General features: G+C 60.5%; 19 protein-coding genes. 15 read left to right on the top strand and 4 right to left on the bottom strand.

Annotated elements, in window-relative coordinates; translation table 11 throughout:
• Positions 1 to 37 precede the first annotated feature (37 nt).
• From JHW44_RS08400 to JHW44_RS08370, 7 genes are all read left to right on the top strand, one after another.
• On the top strand, positions 38 to 850 hold the full coding sequence (locus JHW44_RS08400; RefSeq protein WP_089343393.1) for a glutamate racemase: 813 nt from the start codon (positions 38 to 40) through the stop codon (positions 848 to 850).
• Positions 851 to 868: 18 nt separating this feature from the next.
• Complete coding sequence (ccmE, locus tag JHW44_RS08395) at positions 869 to 1,318, top strand: cytochrome c maturation protein CcmE (RefSeq protein ID WP_179217660.1); 450 nt, start codon at positions 869 to 871, stop codon at positions 1,316 to 1,318.
• A 106-nt stretch (positions 1,319 to 1,424) separates the two neighbouring features.
• Complete coding sequence (locus JHW44_RS08390; RefSeq protein ID WP_089343395.1) at positions 1,425 to 2,036, top strand: holin-associated N-acetylmuramidase; 612 nt, start codon at positions 1,425 to 1,427, stop codon at positions 2,034 to 2,036.
• Positions 2,027 to 2,575 carry a holin family protein gene (locus JHW44_RS08385; RefSeq protein ID WP_179217648.1) on the top strand — a complete coding sequence of 183 codons (549 nt, stop codon included), beginning with the start codon at positions 2,027 to 2,029 and terminating at the stop codon, positions 2,573 to 2,575. Before JHW44_RS08390 ends, JHW44_RS08385 begins: the two co-directional genes overlap by 10 nt.
• A gap of 89 nt (positions 2,576 to 2,664) precedes the next feature.
• Positions 2,665 to 4,626 (top strand): heme lyase CcmF/NrfE family subunit, encoded by a 1,962-nt coding sequence (locus JHW44_RS08380; RefSeq protein ID WP_089343396.1) that lies wholly within the window; start codon positions 2,665 to 2,667, stop codon positions 4,624 to 4,626.
• On the top strand, positions 4,623 to 5,084 hold the full coding sequence (locus JHW44_RS08375) for a cytochrome c-type biogenesis protein (protein ID WP_089343397.1): 462 nt from the start codon (positions 4,623 to 4,625) through the stop codon (positions 5,082 to 5,084). The genes JHW44_RS08380 and JHW44_RS08375 overlap by 4 nt, the downstream gene beginning before the upstream one ends.
• A 65-nt stretch (positions 5,085 to 5,149) precedes the next feature.
• Positions 5,150 to 5,920 carry an enoyl-CoA hydratase-related protein gene (locus JHW44_RS08370; RefSeq protein ID WP_089343398.1) on the top strand — a complete coding sequence of 257 codons (771 nt, stop codon included), beginning with the start codon at positions 5,150 to 5,152 and terminating at the stop codon, positions 5,918 to 5,920.
• On the opposite strand, the gene JHW44_RS08365 is transcribed toward JHW44_RS08370, so the two are convergent.
• From JHW44_RS08365 to JHW44_RS08355, 3 genes are all read right to left on the bottom strand, one after another.
• Positions 5,921 to 6,574, bottom strand: a complete 654-nt coding sequence (locus tag JHW44_RS08365; protein ID WP_245846880.1) for an NUDIX hydrolase — start codon at positions 6,572 to 6,574, stop codon at positions 5,921 to 5,923.
• A gap of 38 nt (positions 6,575 to 6,612) precedes the next feature.
• On the bottom strand, positions 6,613 to 7,038 hold the full coding sequence (locus JHW44_RS08360) for a DUF983 domain-containing protein (RefSeq protein WP_089343619.1): 426 nt from the start codon (positions 7,036 to 7,038) through the stop codon (positions 6,613 to 6,615).
• 116 nt (positions 7,039 to 7,154) lie between these two features.
• Positions 7,155 to 8,549, bottom strand: a complete 1,395-nt coding sequence (locus tag JHW44_RS08355) for a diguanylate cyclase (protein ID WP_179217649.1) — start codon at positions 8,547 to 8,549, stop codon at positions 7,155 to 7,157.
• A gap of 122 nt (positions 8,550 to 8,671) precedes the next feature.
• On the opposite strand from JHW44_RS08355, the gene JHW44_RS08350 reads away from it, so the two are divergent.
• From JHW44_RS08350 to dacB, 5 genes are all read left to right on the top strand, one after another.
• Positions 8,672 to 8,959, top strand: a complete 288-nt coding sequence (locus tag JHW44_RS08350; protein ID WP_089343400.1) for a DUF3572 family protein — start codon at positions 8,672 to 8,674, stop codon at positions 8,957 to 8,959.
• A 65-nt stretch (positions 8,960 to 9,024) separates the two neighbouring features.
• Entirely contained in the window at positions 9,025 to 9,615 is a 591-nt protein-coding gene (locus JHW44_RS08345; protein ID WP_089343401.1) for a heme NO-binding domain-containing protein, read from the top strand.
• Positions 9,615 to 10,628 carry a GGDEF domain-containing protein gene (locus JHW44_RS08340; RefSeq protein ID WP_089343402.1) on the top strand — a complete coding sequence of 338 codons (1,014 nt, stop codon included), beginning with the start codon at positions 9,615 to 9,617 and terminating at the stop codon, positions 10,626 to 10,628. Before JHW44_RS08345 ends, JHW44_RS08340 begins: the two co-directional genes overlap by 1 nt.
• Before the next feature lie 118 nt (positions 10,629 to 10,746).
• A complete protein-coding gene (locus JHW44_RS08335; protein WP_089343403.1) occupies positions 10,747 to 11,364 on the top strand; it encodes a nicotinate-nucleotide adenylyltransferase in 618 nt (205 codons plus the stop codon).
• A complete protein-coding gene (dacB, locus tag JHW44_RS08330; RefSeq protein WP_089343404.1) occupies positions 11,361 to 12,770 on the top strand; it encodes a D-alanyl-D-alanine carboxypeptidase/D-alanyl-D-alanine endopeptidase in 1,410 nt (469 codons plus the stop codon). Before JHW44_RS08335 ends, dacB begins: the two co-directional genes overlap by 4 nt.
• Positions 12,771 to 12,776: 6 nt before the next feature.
• Here the strand turns inward: dacB and JHW44_RS08325 are convergent, their stop codons facing one another.
• Positions 12,777 to 13,199, bottom strand: coding sequence for a tellurite resistance TerB family protein (locus tag JHW44_RS08325; RefSeq protein ID WP_089343405.1), 423 nt, complete (start codon positions 13,197 to 13,199; stop codon positions 12,777 to 12,779).
• A gap of 91 nt (positions 13,200 to 13,290) precedes the next feature.
• Between JHW44_RS08325 and JHW44_RS08320 the strand changes: the two genes are divergently transcribed.
• The 3 genes from JHW44_RS08320 (at position 13,291) to acs (ending at position 19,586) form a co-directional block, all read left to right on the top strand.
• On the top strand, positions 13,291 to 14,889 hold the full coding sequence (locus JHW44_RS08320) for a lysine--tRNA ligase (protein ID WP_089343406.1): 1,599 nt from the start codon (positions 13,291 to 13,293) through the stop codon (positions 14,887 to 14,889).
• Positions 14,890 to 15,070: 181 nt separating this feature from the next.
• Entirely contained in the window at positions 15,071 to 17,365 is a 2,295-nt protein-coding gene (locus JHW44_RS08315) for a glycosyl hydrolase family 28-related protein (RefSeq protein ID WP_089343407.1), read from the top strand.
• Between the two features lie 265 nt (positions 17,366 to 17,630).
• A complete protein-coding gene (gene acs / locus JHW44_RS08310; protein WP_089343408.1) occupies positions 17,631 to 19,586 on the top strand; it encodes an acetate--CoA ligase in 1,956 nt (651 codons plus the stop codon).
• The last annotated feature ends 115 nt before the right edge of the window (positions 19,587 to 19,701 follow it).

Below are 19,701 nucleotides of genomic sequence, written 5' to 3'. Positions count from 1 at the left end.
GTCCTAAAAACACGTCGTGCGGCTAAAGGAGTGGAGCATGGCAGTTGGTGTATTCGATTCGGGTCTGGGCGGACTGACCGTTCATCAGGCCATCTCGGCCCGGTTGCCCGAGCTGCCCCTGGTCTATCTGGGGGACAATGCTCATGCGCCCTATGGCGTCAGGACCGCAGATGACATCTATGAGCTGACCTGTGCCGGTGTCGAAAGGCTTTGGCAAGAGGGCTGCGATCTGGTGATTCTGGCCTGCAACACGGCCAGCGCTGCCGCACTGCGACGGATGCAGGAAAGCTGGTTGCCGCCGGAAAAACGGGTGCTGGGTGTCTTCGTGCCGATGATCGAGGCCCTGACCGAACGCCGCTGGGGTGACAATTCGCCGCCGCGAGAGGTTCAGGTCAAACATGTCGCCCTGTTTGCGACGCCGGCCACGGTGGCCAGCCGGGCGTTTCAGCGCGAATTGGCCTTCCGCGCCGTTGGCGTGGATGTCGAGGCGCAGCCCTGCGCCGGTGTCGTCGATGCGATCGAACAGGGCGATGAGCTGCTGGCCGACGCCCTGGTGACCAGCCATGTCGAGGCGCTGAAGCGTCGCATGCCCAAGCCCGAGGCGGCTATCCTGGGCTGCACGCATTATCCCTTTGCCGAAGCTGCCTTCCGGCGCGCCCTTGGGCCGCAGGTCGAGGTTTATAGCCAGGCAGGGCTGGTAGCGGAAAGCCTGGCGGACTATCTTGAGCGCAGACCGGAATTCCGCGGTGAAGGCACTGTCTCGAAATATCTCACGACAGGCGATCCGATCCGTGTTTCCGGCAAGGCGACGCAGTTTCTGCGCCGTTCAATCCTCTTCGAATCGGCTTGAAGGAATGTCATGGCAGGGTTGAAATCATTGAAGAAACGCAGGCGGGTTCAGGTGGTCGTTGCCGCCGCCCTTGCGTTGGTGATTGCGGTGGCCCTGATTGGCTATGGCTTTCGCGATGGCATCAATCTGTATCGCTCGCCCTCGCAGGTCAGTGAGCTGGCGCCGCCGCCCGACGAATATTTCCAGCTGGGCGGATTGGTGAAAGACGGGTCGATCGAGGATCGCGACGGGGTCAGGTTCGATTTCGTCATCACCGATGGCGTGGTCGAAATTCCCGTCTCATATACCGGTGATGATCCGCGCCCCGACCTGTTCAAGGAAGGACAAGGCACGATCGCCAAGGGTTATTATCGCGACGGTCGTTTCGAGGCTCGTGATCTGCTGGCCAAACATGATGAAAGCTATATGCCGCGTGAGGTTGTTGACACCCTGAAGGAAAGCGGCGTCTACGAGGATCCCAATTCCTGATCAGCCTGCCGTTGCGTGGTGTCGCCCTGCAACGCACGCATGGTTAATGGATGGTTAAGCCGTCCCCTGCACCTTTTGCGATGAAGATCGCAAGAGGGGTGTTTACATGCAAAGCGTCGAAGAGATCGCGCGTGAGATCGTGGCGCGTGAGGGCGGCTATGTTGACGATCCGGATGATCCGGGCGGTGCGACCAAATACGGTGTCACGATCGGCACGATGCAGGGTCTGGGTCTTGATCTGAACCGTGATGGCCGGGTGGACGGCAAGGATGTCCGGGCTCTGACTCGCGCTCAGGCTGAACAGATATTCGTTGAACATTACTTTCGTAGGCCGCGGCTGGCGGAACTGCCCGAGATGCTGCAGCCCAGCCTGTTCGACATGTATGTGAATGCGGGGCGCAATGCCGTGAAGATCCTGCAGCGGTTGATCACGCGCATGGGCTTTGCTGCGACAGATGACGGAATTGTCGGCCCGCAAACCATTCAGGCCGCCGCCGAGGCCGCCGAGGCCGCGCCAGATCACCTGGCAGATGCCTATGGGATTGCGCGCCGCAATTACTATTACGCCCTGGCCGATCAGCGCCCTGCCAGCCGAAAATATGCCACGACCCGCAAGGGTACGAAGGGCGGTTGGATCACCCGGGCCGAAGCATTCATCCATCCGCGCTATCATCTGTCTGACAGCCAGCATCGGGAAAGGGTCGCCAAATGGGCATGATCGAGCGCTTCATCGGCTTTGGTGCCGGCGCAACGGCATTGGGGCATGCAGCGGCCGGAATGGCCGAGATATTCACTCAGAATGCGACCAGGAAAATGGAACTGCAGGAAGAGGCCCACATCCGTGCAATGTCGCAGTTCGGGCAAGAGTTCTCATCCGGTCGTGGCGACATGTTTCACAGTTTCATTAATGGGTTGAATCGTCTTCCTCGACCATTTCTGGCTTTGGGGACGATGGGCTTGTTCGTCTATTCGATGGTCGAACCCGCGGGGTTCGCGTTGCGCATGCAAGGGCTGCAGCAGGTTCCCGAACCGCTGTGGTGGTTGCTGGGCGCCATTGTCGGCTTTTATTTCGGCGCGCGAGAGGCCCATTATTTCCGCAATCGCAATTGGCAGCAGCCGAAACTTCGTTCCAGGGGGCAGCAGGCTGCCGGATCGGATGCGGCGTTCTTCTCGGGCCCGATCCCTGATGACGATTTTGCCGACAATGCTGCCCTGCGCGATTGGGTGGCCAGCTTGCGCGGATCGGTCGCATCCTGACAGACGCGATTGTGAGAACATGGAAGCAAGGGGGGACTTTCCCCCCTTTTTTCCTGCCCCTATGCTGCGCGCAACAGAGGAAGCCCTTTATGATTGCTGAAATAGGCCATTTTGCCCTGATCCTCGCTTTTGCCGTGTCGCTGTATCAGGCGACGGTGCCGATGATCGGTGCGTCGCGCGACTGGCATGGATGGATGGAGAGCGCCAATCCTGCCGCCCTGGCACAGTTCCTGCTGTGCGGACTGTCCTTCGCAGCGCTGACCGCTGCCTTCGTGACATCGGATTTCTCGCTGAAGCTGGTCTATGAGAATTCCCATACGGCCAAGCCGATGCTTTACAAGGTCAGCGGCGTCTGGGGAAACCACGAAGGTTCGATGCTGCTTTGGGTTCTGATCCTGTCGCTGTTCGGAGCGGCGGCGGCCGTATTCGGCACCAATCTTCCGCCACGGTTGCGTGCGCGTGTGCTGGCGGTGCAGGCCTCGATCGGTGCGGCATTCTATGCCTTTATCATCTTTACCTCGAACCCCTTTCTGCGCCTGGCCAATCCGCCCTTTGACGGGCGCGACCTGAATCCGCTGTTGCAGGATCCGGGCTTGGCTTTTCATCCGCCGTTTCTCTATCTGGGCTATGTCGGGCTTTCGATGGCCTTCAGCTTTGCTGTCGCGGCGCTGATCGAGGGGCGCGTCGATGCAGCCTGGGCGCGCTGGGTTCGGCCATGGACACTTGCGGCATGGATGTTTCTGACCATCGGTATCGCGCTGGGATCCTGGTGGGCCTATTACGAGCTTGGCTGGGGGGGCTTCTGGTTCTGGGATCCGGTCGAGAACGCCAGTTTCATGCCCTGGCTTCTGGCCGCCGCGCTGCTGCATTCGGCGATTGTCGTCGAAAAGCGCGAGGCGTTGAAAAGCTGGACGATCCTGCTGGCGATCATGGCGTTCGGTTTCTCGTTGATCGGCACATTCATCGTGCGTTCCGGGGTGATCACCTCGGTCCACAGTTTCGCCAGCGACCCCGAGCGTGGTCTGTTCATTCTGGCCATTCTTGGTGCCTTCGTCGGCGGCGCGCTGACGCTTTATGCCGCGCGGGCCGGGACGATGACGGCCAAGGGAGTTTTTGCGCCGGTTTCGCGCGAAGGTGCGCTGGTGCTGAACAACGTCCTGCTGGCGGTTTCGGCCTTCGTGGTCTTCATCGGCACGATGTGGCCGCTGTTTGCCGAGATGATGTGGGACCGCAAGCTTTCGGTCGGGGCGCCGTTCTTCAACAAGGCCTTCACGCCTTTCATGATCGTGCTGGCCATCGTGTTGCCGATGGGATCGCTGATCCCCTGGAAACGGGCCAGGTTCCTGCGGGCCATCCGACCTTTGCGCGGCGCGCTGATTTTCGCCCTTGCAATAGGCCTGCTGGTCTATGCGGTCTCGACCGGGCGTTCCTCGATTGCCGTGATAGGCGCGGGGCTGGGGGCGTGGCTGATCGCCGGCGCGGTGGCCGAACTGCTGCATCGGACGGGATCGTCGGGACTGTCGCGGCTGCTGCGCCTGCCGCGGGCTGATTGGGGCAAGGCCGTCGCCCATGCGGGGTTGGGGGTGACCTTCATCGGTGTCGGCCTGATGACCGCATGGCAGACCGAGGATATCCGCGTCGCCCAAATCGGGGACAGTTTCGATGTTGCCGGTTACACGATCACGCTGCAATCCGTCGAACAGATCGAGGGGCCGAATTACCTGTCGACCATGGCGGCGATGAAAATTTCACAAAATGGGACCGAGGTGGCCATTCTGCATCCCGAAAAACGCGTCTATCCCGTGCAGGCCATGCCCACCACCGAGGCCGCGATCGACAATGGCATCCTGCGCGACATCTATGTGGTTATCGGGGACGCGCAGGCCGATGGCGGCTGGGCGGTACGCAGCTATGTCAAGCCCTTTGCAAACTGGATCTGGGCGGGTGCCATCTTCATGGCCCTGGGCGGATTGATCAGCCTGTCGGACCGTCGCTATCGCGTGGCTGCGGGTGCTAGGCGCAAGAGCATGACAGCGGTGGCCGCAGAATGAGACAGTTCATTTCGGTTCTTCTTCTGCTGGTCACGCTGCCCTTTGCCGCCATGGCCGTTCAGCCCGATGAGGTTCTGGGCGATCCCGCGCTTGAGGCGCGCGCCAGAGGTATCTCGCAGAAGCTGCGCTGCCCTGTCTGTCAGGGTGAGAATATCGATGAATCCAATGCCGCGATCAGCCGCGACCTGCGTCTTTATGTGCGCGAAAGACTGGTGGCGGGCGATGACGACGAAGAGGTCATCGATGCGGTGGTTGACCGTTTCGGAGAATTCGTGCTGTTCGAGCCCCGCGCCCGTGGTGGCAACCTGTTGCTGTGGCTGGCCGGGCCGATCATGGCCATTCTTGCGCTGATCGTGGCCTGGCGATTCATCCGGTCGCGATCCATGGTCACACAACCGACCACCCGGCTTTCCGATGAGGAACAGGCGCGGTTGAAGCAGATCATGGGCGAGGACTGACGCGAGGTCGTTCTTTACCCCCGCCTTTGATCTGTTCATCAAGACGAAAAGCGGGGGAGGCCAGCATGAGCTATCAGACAATCCAATTCGGTATCAGCGACGGCATCGCCACGTTGATCCTGAACCGACCCGAAGTGATGAACGCCCTCAACCGGCAGATGCGTGCCGAAATCACCCGGGCCTTGGCGACGCTGAGCCAGGATGTCCGTTGCGTGGTGATGACGGGTTCAGGCCGTGCCTTTTGTTCGGGGCAGGATCTGACCGATGCGGCGGCGGCGACCGATCTTGAAACCACCCTGCGCGATGAATACGAGCCGATGCTGCATGCGGTCATGAACTGCTCCGCACCGGTGATTGCGGCGGTCAATGGTGTTGCTGCCGGGGCGGGGGCCAATCTGGCGCTTGTGGCGGATGTTGTGATCGCGGCCGAGAACGCCAGCTTCGTTCAGGCATTTACCCGCATCGGCCTGATTCCCGATGCCGGAGGAACCTGGATGATGCCGCGTCTGACCGGTCTTGCCCGCGCGGCGGGGATGATGCTGTTCGCGGATTCCATCCCGGCGCAACAGGCGGCGGATTGGGGCATGATCTACCAAAGCTGCGCGGATGATGACTTTGCCGAAATCGTCGCGGCCCGCGCCAAACATCTGGCACAGGGACCGACTTCGGCCTATCTGGCCATTCGCGAGGCGCTGAGACAATCCTTTGGCAATGATCTGGACAGCCAGTTGCAATTGGAGGCCCGCCTGCAGGGGCAGGCCGGGCGCAGCCATGATTTCCAGGAAGGGGTCGCGGCTTTTCTGCAGAAAAGAAAGCCCGTATTCACCGGGAAATAATCAGGCGATCTGGGAAAACCGGGGGCTTGACCCGCGATTGTCAAAGAATGGAACAGTCGCGGGATCTGGCAATTCGGCGTCATGCGGGACCGCACTGGCCAGTTGCGCAACCTCGGCCAGAACCACCTCGGTGATGAAGGGCAGATTGAGGTTGCGTGCTTCGGTCAATGGCACCCAGTGCAGATGGGACAGCTCGTCACAGGCCCGGCTGAAATCGTCGGGATCGCCGGTGATCCTGGCGGCATCGGCCAGGAAGAAATGGGCATCAAAACGGCGCGGGCGTCCCGGCGGCGTGATGGCGCGAAAGACATATCGCAGCGCCGATGCATCGGCGGCCAGCGCCGCTTCGGCATAGCCCGGCCAAGGCGATGGTGGCGACGCCGGATTGCCGATCAATAGGCCTGTTTCCTCTGCCAGTTCTCGCAAAGCGGCGGCGGCTATAGCCCTTGGGTTCGCTGGGGCTTCCTCACGCGGTTCGGCCAGCAGGCGGCGGTGATGGATGTCGGCCAGCGGTCGCGACAGCACCGCCATGGTATCCTCGGGGTCGACCGCGCCGCCGGGAAAGACATATTTTGACGGCATGAAAGCGGCTTTTGCGCCGCGCATTCCCATCAGAACGGATGTGCCCGCGCGACTGCGCCGCAGCAGGATCATGGTCGCAGCCTGACGGATGGGGAGAGAATCCCCCGGCGTCATGCGTTGGCCGGTTCGGCGTTGCGGCCGAAGCCATGCATGCGGCGCGCCCATTGCAGTCCGATCATTCCGCCCTTGATGCGCGGCAAGAGCAGAAGAGACAACACGATTGCCGCCAACCCGAAGGCAAGGATCATGGTGATTGCCGAAGGCCGCCAGGCGATATAGCTGGCCAGCAGCAGCGGCGCCCCCAGATGCGACACAAGCAGAATGGTCAGATAGGCAGGACCGTCATCCGCGCGCTGATGATGCAGCGCTTCACCGCAATTGGGGCATTGATCGGCGACCTTGAGATACCCCTTGAACAGCCGGCCCTCTCCGCATGAGGGGCAGCGCCCCAATGCGCCGCGTATCATCGCCTGTTTTGTCGGGCGTTCGATGTCGCTCGCCGCGGCATTGGCATTCTCAAGGGGTGTCTGCGTCATGAATGACCTCTGCACATGATGGAATTCGCGCAAATGCACGCGTTGCCGATAAACTAGACGTGACTGCGCCGCATTTCCAGTACCAATGGCCGCGACCATAAGGCGCAGTGTCGGGTCTATATGACGGTTTCGGGTTGGGCCAGCACCACGCAGTTTCGGCCTTTGGACTTGGCTTTCAGCAGAGCGCGGTCGGCGCGTTCCATCGACAGTTCGGCGGTCCGTTCCGGATTGGGCGTCGCATCGCATGACTGCCCGATTGCGACGCCGATCGAGCATGTCGCGGCGATGGACCCGCCGCCGGAAAGGCGCGGCAGGGTCACCGGCTGCGCCTCTATCGTGTCACGCAGCTGCTCGGCCAGGGTCATGGCCTCGCTCTCGGTCTGCGAGGGGGTCACAATCAGAAATTCCTCGCCGCCGATGCGGGCCGCGAGCCCGCTGTCACCGGTGTTCTTCTGGATCCGGCGCGCCAGATTGGCCAGAACCGCGTCACCTGCGGCGTGGCCGAAATTGTCGTTGATGGTCTTGAAACGGTCCAGATCCAGGGCAATCACCCCGAAACTGTCGCCGCGCCGCTGCATGTCGCGGGCAATCTCGGTCAGACGAGGAAGTGCATAGCGGCGATTGTACAAACCGGTCAGCGGATCGGTCATGGCCCATTGCAGCTTGCGCTGTGTTTCGATCCGGCGCTTGTCGCATTCCTCCTTGCGCAGCAGTTGCGTCTGAAGGGCCAGTGCTGCCATTTCGACCCCGGCGTCAGAGTCAAGATCGACGGGCAATACCTCTCCAGCGCCAAGGTCGAGGGCGATGGCGGAAAGCTCCGAACGGTGAGATTCGGTTGCCACGACGAATGCCGCATTTTTCGAACCGTTCCGGGCGCGAAGCTCGGACAGCAGTCTCAGCCCGTCGCCGCGGGTCGATATATCTGCGGCAATGAGATAAAGGTCGGCACCCTGTCCGCGAGCGGCTGCAGCCAGCGTTTCGGTAGGGGTGCTGATCGTAAAATGCGCATCAAGCCGCTTTTGCAATGCGCCCCGCCAGCGCATGGCGCGCGCCGGATTGTCGGCAACGAGCGTGACATTGGTCAGCCGGGGTGCCGGCCCAAAGGTGGCGGCAGCTTCGGCCAGGGCGTCTGCGGGGCTGACCGCGGTGTCAGAATCGCGCAGCAGGCCACGTATCCGGGCCAGGAGCATCTGTTCATCGATCATCGGGTCAAGGACAGCTGCGACCCCCGCCCGCAATGCCTGCAGGCGCGTGGACTCATTGGCAAGCATGATGATGGGAATTGCCGCAAGACCGGGTTGTCCCATAAGTGACAGGGCCATATCCACCGGGCTCTCACGCGCAAAACCTGTACCCAGGATGATGAGGTCCGGTCGATAAAGATGGGCCTGCCCCGAAAGATCCTCGGCATTTGCGACCGTACAGACGTCATAGCAGGCTGCCGACAGGCGTACTTTCAGGGTTATACGTGCCGTCGCGGTCCCATCAGCTATCAGGATGCGTGCAGTCATTGGGTCCCGGTCCATCTGTGTGATCTGTGTCAGTGACGAATCTGGCAAAAAAGGATTAACAACTGGTTTCCGTTGGCGCTGCCTGTTAGCGCCAATAACCGTTCACACGAAAAGGTGAAAATATGAAGGATCAGGACAGGCCGCAACAGCTTGCGGCTTCATTGTTGCTTTACGTCCTGGAACGCCCCGAGTTGGTCGAGGGCTTCCTGGGGGTGTCCGGATTGCGTCCGGAGGATCTGCGCCAAATGGCGGGAACTGCGGAACTGGATTTACCCTTGCTGGATTATATCCTTGAAGATGACGGTCGCGTTCTGGATGCCGCCGAAGCCCTGAACCTGCGCCCCGAGGATTTCCTGAAGACACGGATCGCTCTGGATGGGCCGGGGGGATATGGCTGGGAAGTGGGTTAGATCGACCGCCCGAAATTACCTTTTTGTTTATCTTTGCCTGCTATCGAAGCCGACAGAGGTGACACATGCAGCAACTTGTCGTTCGAGCGGTCGAAGAATTCCTGCGCCAGACCTATGGCGATGACTTGTGGCTCCGGGTGGCCGGGAACCCGGGGGACGATGACAGACTGGCATTGATGGGGGGCGCTTTCACTTCGCGGGGCGTTTCGGTCAGGAATCTTGTCACATCCGCAGCGGCAGAGTTGGGCAAGACGGCGCAGGAGTTGCTTGAGGACGGTGGGGCCTGGCTGGCCGGGCGCGAGGCGATTCGCCGGTTGTTGCGCTTCTCGGGGCATGATTTCCGCGATTTCATCCTGAGCCTGGAAGAACTGCCAGGTCGGGTGCATTTCGTCGTGCCCGATCTGGGGGTTCCCGAGATCAATGTTTCCGTTTGTGAGCAGGGGGTGTTCTGGCTGACATTGCCCGAGGATTCCCTGGGCTGGCCATCGATTCTGGGCGGCATCATTCGTGCCATGGCAGATGACTACGGTGCCTTGGGCGTGGTGACTGTCGAGGGCAATGTCGTCACCGTGGGCATTCCCGATGACGATTTTTCTGCGGGGCGTGAATTCAGCCTTGTGCGGGATGTGGCGTCCGGCACGGTCGAGGCCCTCTGATGTCACATGGGGAATACACGATCACCATGTCACCGGATGCTCTGGACCGGCTGATGCCGATGCATTGCATGATCGACGGCGCCGGCCATCTGCACGGCATGGGTTCGACATTGCGGAAATTTGCATCTGATGGAGCCAGGAGCCTGGACGAGATGTTCGAAAACGGGCGCTCCGCCTCTGGATCCGATGTGCTGGCGGTGGTGCTCCGGGCAGCAAGGAATGGTGACCGATTGTTTCTGCGACCCTGCCATATGCGGGATATCTGTCTGCGCGGGCACGCGATGGAACTGGGATCGGGTCGGATTGTCATCAACCTGGGGTTCGGCATTGATCTTGTGCGGGCCGTCAGCCGCGCGATGCTGACTGATCGTGATTTCGCGCCGCCAGAGCTTGCGATGGAACTGCTGTTCATGCGTGAAGCGATGCATGGCGCGTTGGGTGAGTTGTCGCGCTTCAACCAGCAACTGGATATGGCGAGGGAAATGGCCCAGTTGCAGGCGCATACCGATCCGCTGACGGGCTTGCGCAATCGGCGCGGGCTGGAAATGGCACTGAAATCTGCATTTGCGTCCGCCAAACTGAATGAAACGCCCGGTTTTGCATTGGCCCATATAGATCTGGACCATTTCAAGCTGGTGAATGACATGCTGGGTCATGCAGCCGGAGACGAACTGCTGTGCCAGGTTGGCAAGATTCTGGTTCAGGCAACCCGAGGGCATGATACGGTTGCCAGATTTGGCGGCGATGAATTCATTCTGGTGCTGCGCGATCTGACAGATGTTGCGACGCTGAAACGTCTGGCGCGGCGGATCATAGTCGCGATCGAAGGATTGACAGAGCCCATCAATTCCTGTGCCGTCTCGGCCAGCATCGGCATCGTGCTGTCGCCGGGCTATCGCGAGCTGTCGGTCGAAAGAATGCTGCTGGATGTGGATGCCGCCCTGTATCAGTCCAAGCGCGAGGGTAGGGGCCGGGTCACGATATATGCCAAGCCTCTGGCGGATTGTATATGACCACGAAACATGCCGAGCGACCGGATTTTCGGGCGTCTGATCCGGCATCGGTCTGCACAGGTCGGGATGCGCGCATGATGTGGTTGGATTGCGCGGTGTGATGGGCTAAGCGAGCGATATGAGAGCTGGGCTACCCATGGCGACCTCCGGTCTGAAGATCGGTTTGCTTGGCGGATCGTTTGATCCGGCGCATTCGGGGCATCTGCATATCAGCAAGGTCGCGCTCAATCGGTTCGGCCTTGACCGTGTATGGTGGCTGGTCTCGCCCGGAAATCCATTGAAGGCTCATGGGCCGGCTCCTGTCGAGATCCGCCTGGCGGCGGCGCGCATGGCTTCGGATTCACCGCGTATCATTGTGACCGATATCGAGACCCGGCTTGGTACAAGGATGACGGCGGATACCATAGCCGGGCTGCGCCACCTCTACCATGACGTGAATTTTGTCTGGTTGATGGGGTCGGACAATCTCTGCCAGTTCCATCGCTGGGATCGCTGGCGCGAGATCGCCCGGTCCGTGCCCATTGGTGTGCTGGCGCGTCCCGGTTCGCGCAATGCCGCGCGGCATGCGCCCGCCGCCCAGATGATGCGCCGCTGGCGCTTGCCACAGGCCGAGGCCGCAACACTGGTCACACGCAAGGCCCCGGCCTGGGTTCTGATCAACCTGCCGATGACGCCAGAATCCTCGACCGCCATTCGCAAAAGGAACGGCATGATCCGCGGCCGGAAAGACACATGAGGACACTGGGGCGCCGATCTCTCCTGGCGGGTCTTCTTGCGCTTCCGGCTTCGCGGGTTCTGGCGCAGGATGAGACGCTGTTTTCGCGCCCGCCGGTCCGGCCGGTGCCTTCGACATCCCGACTGATCGCCCGCGCGGGGGCGGCGGCAACGGTTGGCTATGCGTTGATCGACCGCAAGACCGGCGGGGTGATGGACGCCGGAGGTGCAGATCTGCCGCTGCCACCCGCCAGCACGATGAAGGCCCTGACAGCACTTTATGCGCTGGATCGCCTGGGCGGAGACTTCCGTTTTCGCACCCGCATCCTGCGTGCCGGAGACACGCTGATTCTGGCGGGCGGTGGTGACCCGGTTTTGAACACAGATGATCTGGCCGCGCTTGCCGACAATCTTGTGGCCGTCGGACAGGCCTCGCCCGCGCGTTTTGTCGTCTGGGGCGGTGCCTTGCCGTCAATCGAGGAGATCGCGCCGGCGCAGGCCGATTATCTGGCCTATAATCCGGCACTGTCCGGCATGATCCTGAATTTCAACCGTGTCCATCTGGGCTGGCGGCCCGGGGCAGATGGCGTGCAGATGTCGCTGCAGGCCCGTGCAGCCCGGCATTCTCCACGCGCCTATACGATTTCCGCGCAGGCCCGCAGTCAGGCAAGGCTTTTCGACTATCACAAGGACGACAGGCAGGAATTCTGGACGGTGTCGCGGGCAGCGGTCGCGCGTGCCGGAAGCCGCTGGTTGCCGGTGCGCAACCCCGAGCTTTATGCCGGCGATGTCTTTCAGACCCTGTGCCGAGCCAAGGGGCTGGTGCTGCCCCGCCCCGAGGTGATCTCGCAGCTGCCTGCCGCGACCGAGGTGGTCGCCCATGAAAGCCCGCAATTGCGCGAATTGTTGCGAGACATGCTGAAGTTCTCGACCAATCTGACGGCCGAAGTCATCGGCTTGCGGGCCAGCGGCGCGGCTGGTCAGGAGGCATCCGCCGGTGCGATGCAGGGCTGGTTGCAGGAGCAGGGGCTGGGGCAGGATTTTCTGCTGCGAGATCATTCCGGCCTGTCAACGCAAAGCCGGGTGACGGCCCTTGGGCTGGCGCGGGCGGTGTCTTTGGCGAAGGGGGCCGAAGAACTGGCAGGCTTGCTGAAGGTCAATCCCCTGGACGAGGATCTCGGGGTGAATGAGCAGCGCGATTTCACTGTCTCGGGCAAGACCGGCACATTGAATTTCGTGTCCAATCTGACCGGCCATCTGGAAACGACGGATGGCAAAGCGGCAAGCTTCGCCATCCTTTGCACGGATGCCCCGCGCCAATTGGCCTCGGTGGGGCAGGAAATGCCTGCGGGGGTCATCACCTGGACGCTCCGCGCCAAGCAATTGCAGCGCGACATGCTGACAGGCTGGGCAGCGCGGTTCCTCTAGCGGGGGTCATACCACCCGGTGGCGGACCTGTGATGACAGTTCGATGGCGGCCGCATGCAGGCGCGAGATGCTCATCTGATGACGAATCTCGGCCAGCATCTCTATTTCGCCCTCGTAGAGCCGCCCATCCGCCGCGGCGACATCGCAGGCCAGCGCATAGGCCGTTTCATGCAGCTTTTCCGGCAAGGCTTCGCGGATCAGGCCGAACAGGGCATCCAGCCCGTCTTCTTCCTCGAACAGCGAGATGACGGTCTGGCTGACGGCGCGAATGCGGTCGTCATCATATTGTGCGAAAACGGGTGCGTGGTCCACCATGCGCTGGATGGCCACCAGTTCTGATGTGCGTATCGTCTGATCCGAGGCGGAAACCGCGACCATGACGGCGACAAGTGCGTCGCAGGGGGAGAGAGAGGGCAGCTCAGTTGTCATTGTCGTGACTCCGTCTTGTGTCATTGCAAATTATTGACGATCAGCCCGCCATTCAATAAGGCGTCGTAGCCTTGTAACAGGAGATCAAGACATGAGCACTCTGCGCGATGCGGCAATGAAATCGAAGGCCTGGCCGTTCGAGGAGGCGCGCCGGGTGCTGAAACGTTACGAGAAGAAGGCACCAGAAAAAGGCTATGTCCTGTTCGAGACCGGTTATGGTCCCTCGGGCCTGCCCCATATCGGCACCTTTGGCGAGGTGGCGCGCACCACGATGATCCGTCGCGCCTTCGAGCTGATCAGCGACATTCCCACCCGCCTGATCTGTTTTTCCGATGACATGGACGGCATGCGCAAGGTGCCCGAGAATGTCCCCGATCAGGCAATGCTGCAGGAGCATCTGCAAAAGCCGCTGACCTCTGTGCCCGATCCCTTTGGCGAATATGACAGCTTCGGTGCCCATAACAACGCCATGCTGCGCCGCTTTCTAGACACCTTCGGCTTCGAATATGAATTCGTCAGCGCCACCGAGAACTACAAATCGGGGAAATTCGACGATATCCTGCTGCGGGCGGTCGAACGTTATGACGACATCATGAAGGTGATGCTGGCCAGCCTGCGCGAAGAGCGCCAGCAGACCTATAGCTGCTTCCTGCCGATCAGCCCGAAATCGGGCCGGGTGCTGTATGTGCCCATCAAGCATGTCGATGCCGCTGCCGGAACGATTACCTTTGACGACGAGGATGGCGAGGAAACAACCCTTCCGGTGACCGGCGGTCAGGTCAAGCTGCAATGGAAGCCGGATTTCGGAGCCAGATGGGCGGCGCTGGATGTCGATTTCGAGATGTATGGCAAGGACCATTCCACCAATACGCCGATCTATGACCGGATCTGTGAAATTCTGGGTGGGCGCAAGCCCGAGCATTTCACCTATGAGCTGTTCCTGGACCAGAACGGCCAGAAGATCAGCAAGTCCAAGGGGAACGGCCTGTCGATCGACGAATGGCTGACCTATGCCTCGACCGAGAGCCTGTCCTATTTCATGTATCTGAAACCCAAAACGGCCAAGCGGATGTATTTCGACGTCATCCCCAAGGCCGTGGACGAATATCACCAGCAGCTGCGCGCCTATCACGATCAGAGCCCCGAACAGCAGCTGGCCAACCCGGTCTGGCATATCCACGGCGGCAATGTGCCCCGGTCGGATATGGTGGTGCCCTTCCAGATGCTGCTCAATCTGGCATCGGTAGCCGGGGCCAAGGACCGCGCCGGGCTGTGGGGCTTCATCCGCCGCTATGCGCCCGAGGCCAGCCCCGAGACCCATCCGGCCCTGGATGAGGCCGCCGGTTTTGCCGTGCGTTATTTCAATGATTTCGTGGCCCCGACGCGGACCTATCGTCTGCCGAGCGATGTCGAGCGTGCCGCGATGGAGGATTTGGCCAGACGGCTGGCGGCCTGGGATCAGGATGTCGATGCTGAAGCCCTGCAATCCATGGTCTTCGCCATTGGCAAGGAACACGGGTTCGACCCGCTGCGCGCCTGGTTCAGTGCCCTGTATCAGGTGCTGCTGGGTGCCGATCAGGGACCGCGTTTCGGCGGCTTTATCGCCCTTTACGGAATCGAGGAAACCCGGCTGCTGATTGAAAAGGCCCTGTCGGGCGAGTTGGTTTCAGGCGACACCGTGCAATCCTGAATGCCCGCGGGCGCGTCGTGACGGGTGATGTCCCCGCGTCCGAAATCCGTGATGCTGTTGCGTCAAGCGACGCAACAGCGCACGCCGCCTTCACCGGGGATTAACGCTTTCTAAACTATTTCTTCAGCCATCCCGCCGGGCCGTAGTCGGGCCTGTTTCGGGGCGGCTTGAGGAGATGGACATGAACATAGCGATCACCGACGGGCTTTTGCTGATGCCTCCCGCATTTCACGCGGGTCTGAACGCCTGGTCGCGCAGCGACGGAACATCGGGCAGCCCGACCTGGGCCGATGCAGAGAATGCCGGGATCAATCCGGCCGATCAGGATTTCGGGCCCTGCCTTGAAATCTACAAGCAGCAAACCACCACGAAACTCCGCTTCATGGGCGAAACGCCGATGATCCCTGGCGTGTATCTGCGCGTCTCGGCACGGGTCAAGGCTGTCGCGGGTGCCCTCTGCAGTGTGCGCATTGCCGGTTGGGCCGGGGACGGATCGCGCAATCATGTCGCGGGGCTGACCGAGACAGGCGAGACCGTCCCGCTGCCCGGATACGGTGAAGTGGTCGAGGTCAGCGCCATCGTCGGCGTCGGCGCGCGTGATGGCGTGGATATGGGCTGGGGTACCCTGCCGGTCTACGGGCATTTCGGGCTGGACCTCGTGGGGGCCAATGGCGGTGCAATCCGGATTGAATCGATCCGCATCGAGGATGTGACATCCGCCTTCATCCCTTCGTTGATCGACTGGGTGGATGTGCGCGATTTCGGCGCGGTGGGTGACGGCGTCACCAATGACCGTGCGGCCTTCGTGGCGGCAGACAGGGCTGCGAATGGCGGCTGGATCCTTGTTCCCGAAGGTGAATTCCATATCGATGGCGACTTGGGGATCGAAAGCCCGATCCGCTTCAAAGGAACGCTGAAGACGCCTGCCTCGACGCGAATTTCCTTTCTGCAGAGCTTTGATTTTCCAACCTATGCAGATGCTTTCGGCAGTGAGGCACTTGGGCTGGAAAAGGCGTTGCAGGCACTGTTTGGCTATACCGATCACGTCTCGCTGGATTTGCGGGGGCGGCGGGTCGAACTGGACAAGCCGGTTTTCATTGGCGAAATCGCTCCCGGTCTGAGCGAATTTTCCAACCGTCGCGTGATCTGCAATGGCAGTCTGCTTGCGGTGGCAGATGGCGATTGGGAGACGGGTCAGTGGAGCAGTCGCGCGACCTATAGCCCCTCGAAGCCGACCCGTCTGACCAATGTCGAGAATGTCGCCGCCATCGAGATCGGAAGCCGGGTGATCGGCAATGGAGTCGGGCGCGAGGTCTATGTTCGGGACAAGAATGTCTCGGCGGGCTGGCTGGAACTGTCGCAGCCGCTTTATGGCGGTGCTGGAACGCGCAACTACAGCTTTGAGAGATATCGTTACTTGCTGGATTTCTCAGGCGTGAACCAGATCGACCGGCTGAACTTCGTGGATCTGGATATCAACTGCAATGGCGTTGCCAGCGCGATCATGCTGCCGCCCAAGGGCGAGATGATCGCCATGCGCGATTGCTATGTGACCCGACCCAGGGATCGCGCGATCACCTCGATCGGACGGGGATGTCAGGACATGTTGATCGACCGCTGCCAGTTCCTGTCCAACGAAATGTCATTGCCCGCACAGCAGCGCACAAGCATTGCCATCAATGTGAACGCCAATGACGTGAAGATGCGCAACAACCGATTTGTCCGATTTGCGCATTTCATGGTGGCCTGCGGCAGCGGGCATATCATCACCGGCAATCACTGGTTTCAGGGCGACAACAGCAATGACGGGCTGCGCTATGCGGGGCTGGTTCTGACCCAGAAGAATGTTCAGACCACGATCTCGGGAAACTACATCGACAATGCCTCGATCGAATGGACCAATGAACACAGCGCCTATCCCGATTTCACCGGGGAAGAGTTCAGCTTTGGCGGTCTGACCCTGACCGGGAACACCTGTCTTTGCAGCAAGACCGTGCCCTGGTTCACCTGGCTGACGGTGAAACCCTATGGAAGCGGCCATTTCGTGCATGGGCTGAGCGTCGTCGGAAATGTCTTCAAGGCGCTGTACAATGCCATTGACCGGATCGAGCGTGTCGATACCTCGATTGCCGATCTGGATTACAACAACATGCGCAATATCCAGTTCGAGGCGAATACCTTCAATGGCGTGGTCAATTATGTCTCGAACCCGCTGATGGTCATTCATGATCAGGCCAGCCTGAACAACAAGTGGACGCTGCCCGTGATCGAGGGGCTGCCCTTTCAGGGCTGGGCAAAATCGGTGCAATCGGTGGTGGCGGAAAGTGCATTGACGAACTCGACCGGGGAAAAGGTGGATGCAATGCCATGGGTGCAGACCCAGATCGGATCGAGCAAGCGGCAGATTCGCCTGAACTGGAGCCAGAAACTGAAGGGCAGGGTCTGCATCTATGCCCGGATGGACCGGCCGCAGTAACCGAACGAAAATTTATTTCCACCCTGCGCCGCCGGAAGCATTCCGGCGGCGTCGCAGTTTTTTTCTTTATTGACGGGATTGTGAATGATTTACAATTCATATTATTTTTCCGTCAATAAATTTACAAAAAAATCGTGTTAAAAAAAATACTTAACATAAAGTCAAGTTTGTGATTAACATTTGGGCAGGTTTGTTGTGCAGCGTGCGCCATGTGCTTGGGACAAGACATCGTGCCGCTGCGTCAATGCTGTGAGGAGGGGACTTGATGACCACGGCTGCCGCTGAGAAATTCGCCATACCCGAAGGCTTTGATGAGGCACATGTCGGCCCCGAAGCTTACGAGAGGCTTTACGCTGAATCGATCAATGACCCTGATGCGTTCTGGGGCAGGGAGGGAAAGCGGCTCGACTGGATCCAGCCCTATACCAAGGTCAAGAACACCAATTTCAACTTTGGTGAAGTCAGCATCAAATGGTATGAGGACGGTGTCCTGAATGCCTGCGTGAACTGCGTCGACCGGCATCTGAAGGATCGCGCCAATCAGACCGCGATCATCTTCGAGCCCGATGATCCGCAGAGCGAAGCACAATACATCACCTATGCCGAACTGTCCGACAAGGTGAACCGTTTCGCCAATGTCCTGCTGAGCCAGGGCGTGATGCGCGGTGATCGCGTTGTCATCTATCTGCCGATGATCCCCGAAGCCGCCTATGCCATGCTGGCCTGCGCGCGCATCGGTGCCATTCATTCCATCGTTTTCGCCGGCTTCTCGCCCGATGCGCTGGCCAACCGGGTCAATGACTCGGGTGCCAAGGTCGTGATCACCGCCGACACGGCTCCGCGCGGCGGTCGTCGCACGGCGCTGAAATCCAATGCCGATGCGGCGCTGCTGCATTGCTCGGACCGGGTGCGTTGCCTGGTGGTCAAGCATACCGGCGATCAGACCACCTGGATCGAAGGCCGCGACGTCGATGTGAAGGAGCAGATGAAACATGTCAGCCCGGATTGCCCGCCGCGCCCGATGAATGCCGAAGACCCGCTGTTCGTTCTGTATACTTCGGGGTCCACCGGCAAGCCCAAGGGCGTCGTGCATACCACCGGCGGCTATCTGGTCTATGCCGCGATGACGCATCAATACACCTTTGACTACAAGGACGGGGATGTCTTCTGGTGCACGGCCGATGTGGGCTGGGTGACGGGGCACAGCTATATCATCTATGGCCCGCTGGCGAATGGCGCCACGACGCTGATGTTCGAAGGCGTGCCGACCTATCCCGATGCCGGACGTTTCTGGGAGGTCTGCGCCAAGCACAAGGTCAACCAGTTCTACACTGCGCCGACCGCGATCCGCGCCCTGATGGGCAAGGGCACCGAATTCGTCGAAAAGCATGATCTGTCCAGCCTGCGTGTTCTTGGCACCGTTGGCGAGCCGATCAACCCCGAAGCCTGGACCTGGTACAATGACCATGTCGGCAAGGGGAAATGCCCGATCGTCGATACCTGGTGGCAGACCGAGACCGGCGGACATCTGATCACGCCCTTGCCCGGTGCCACGCAGACCAAGCCGGGTTCGGCAACCCTTCCGTTCTTCGGGGTCAAGCCCGAGATTCTGGACGCCACCACGGCGGAACCGATCCATGGCAATCCCGCAGAAGGCGTGCTGTGCATCGCCGACAGCTGGCCGGGACAGATGCGCACCGTCTGGGGTGATCATCAACGCTTCATGGAGACCTATTTCCAGCAATATCCCGGCTATTACTTTACCGGTGACGGATGCCGCCGCGACGAGGATGGATATTACTGGATCACCGGGCGTGTCGATGATGTGATCAATGTCTCGGGGCACCGCATGGGCACCGCCGAGGTCGAATCCGCGCTGGTCGCACATCAGGATGTGGCCGAGGCTGCCGTTGTCGGTTACCCGCATCCGCTCAAGGGGCAGGGGATCTATGCCTATGTCACCCTGATGAACGGGGTCGAGCCAACCGAGGAATTGCGCGCCGAGCTGGAGAAATGGGTGCGCACGGAAATCGGTCCGATTGCCAAACCCGATCTGATCCAATGGGCGCCAGGCCTGCCCAAGACGCGCTCTGGCAAGATCATGCGCCGTATCCTGCGCAAGATCGCGGAAAATGACTATGGAAGTCTGGGCGACATCTCCACGCTGGCCGAGCCGGAAGTCGTGGAAGAGCTGATCGCCAACCGGATGAACCGGGACTGAGAACAACAGAATGGTTCAGGGGCCCTGACGGGCCCCGCCATATCACCTGGTCTTCCCGCCGGGCTGATGGGTGCTGCAATAATGAAATGGCGGGATGAGGGACTTGTCTGAACAG

This window comes from Paracoccus seriniphilus (genome assembly GCF_028553745.1).
Lineage (GTDB): Bacteria > Pseudomonadota > Alphaproteobacteria > Rhodobacterales > Rhodobacteraceae > Paracoccus > Paracoccus seriniphilus.
Note: the sequence above shows the minus strand (reverse complement) of the source record. Positions and strands in the feature narration are given on the sequence as shown.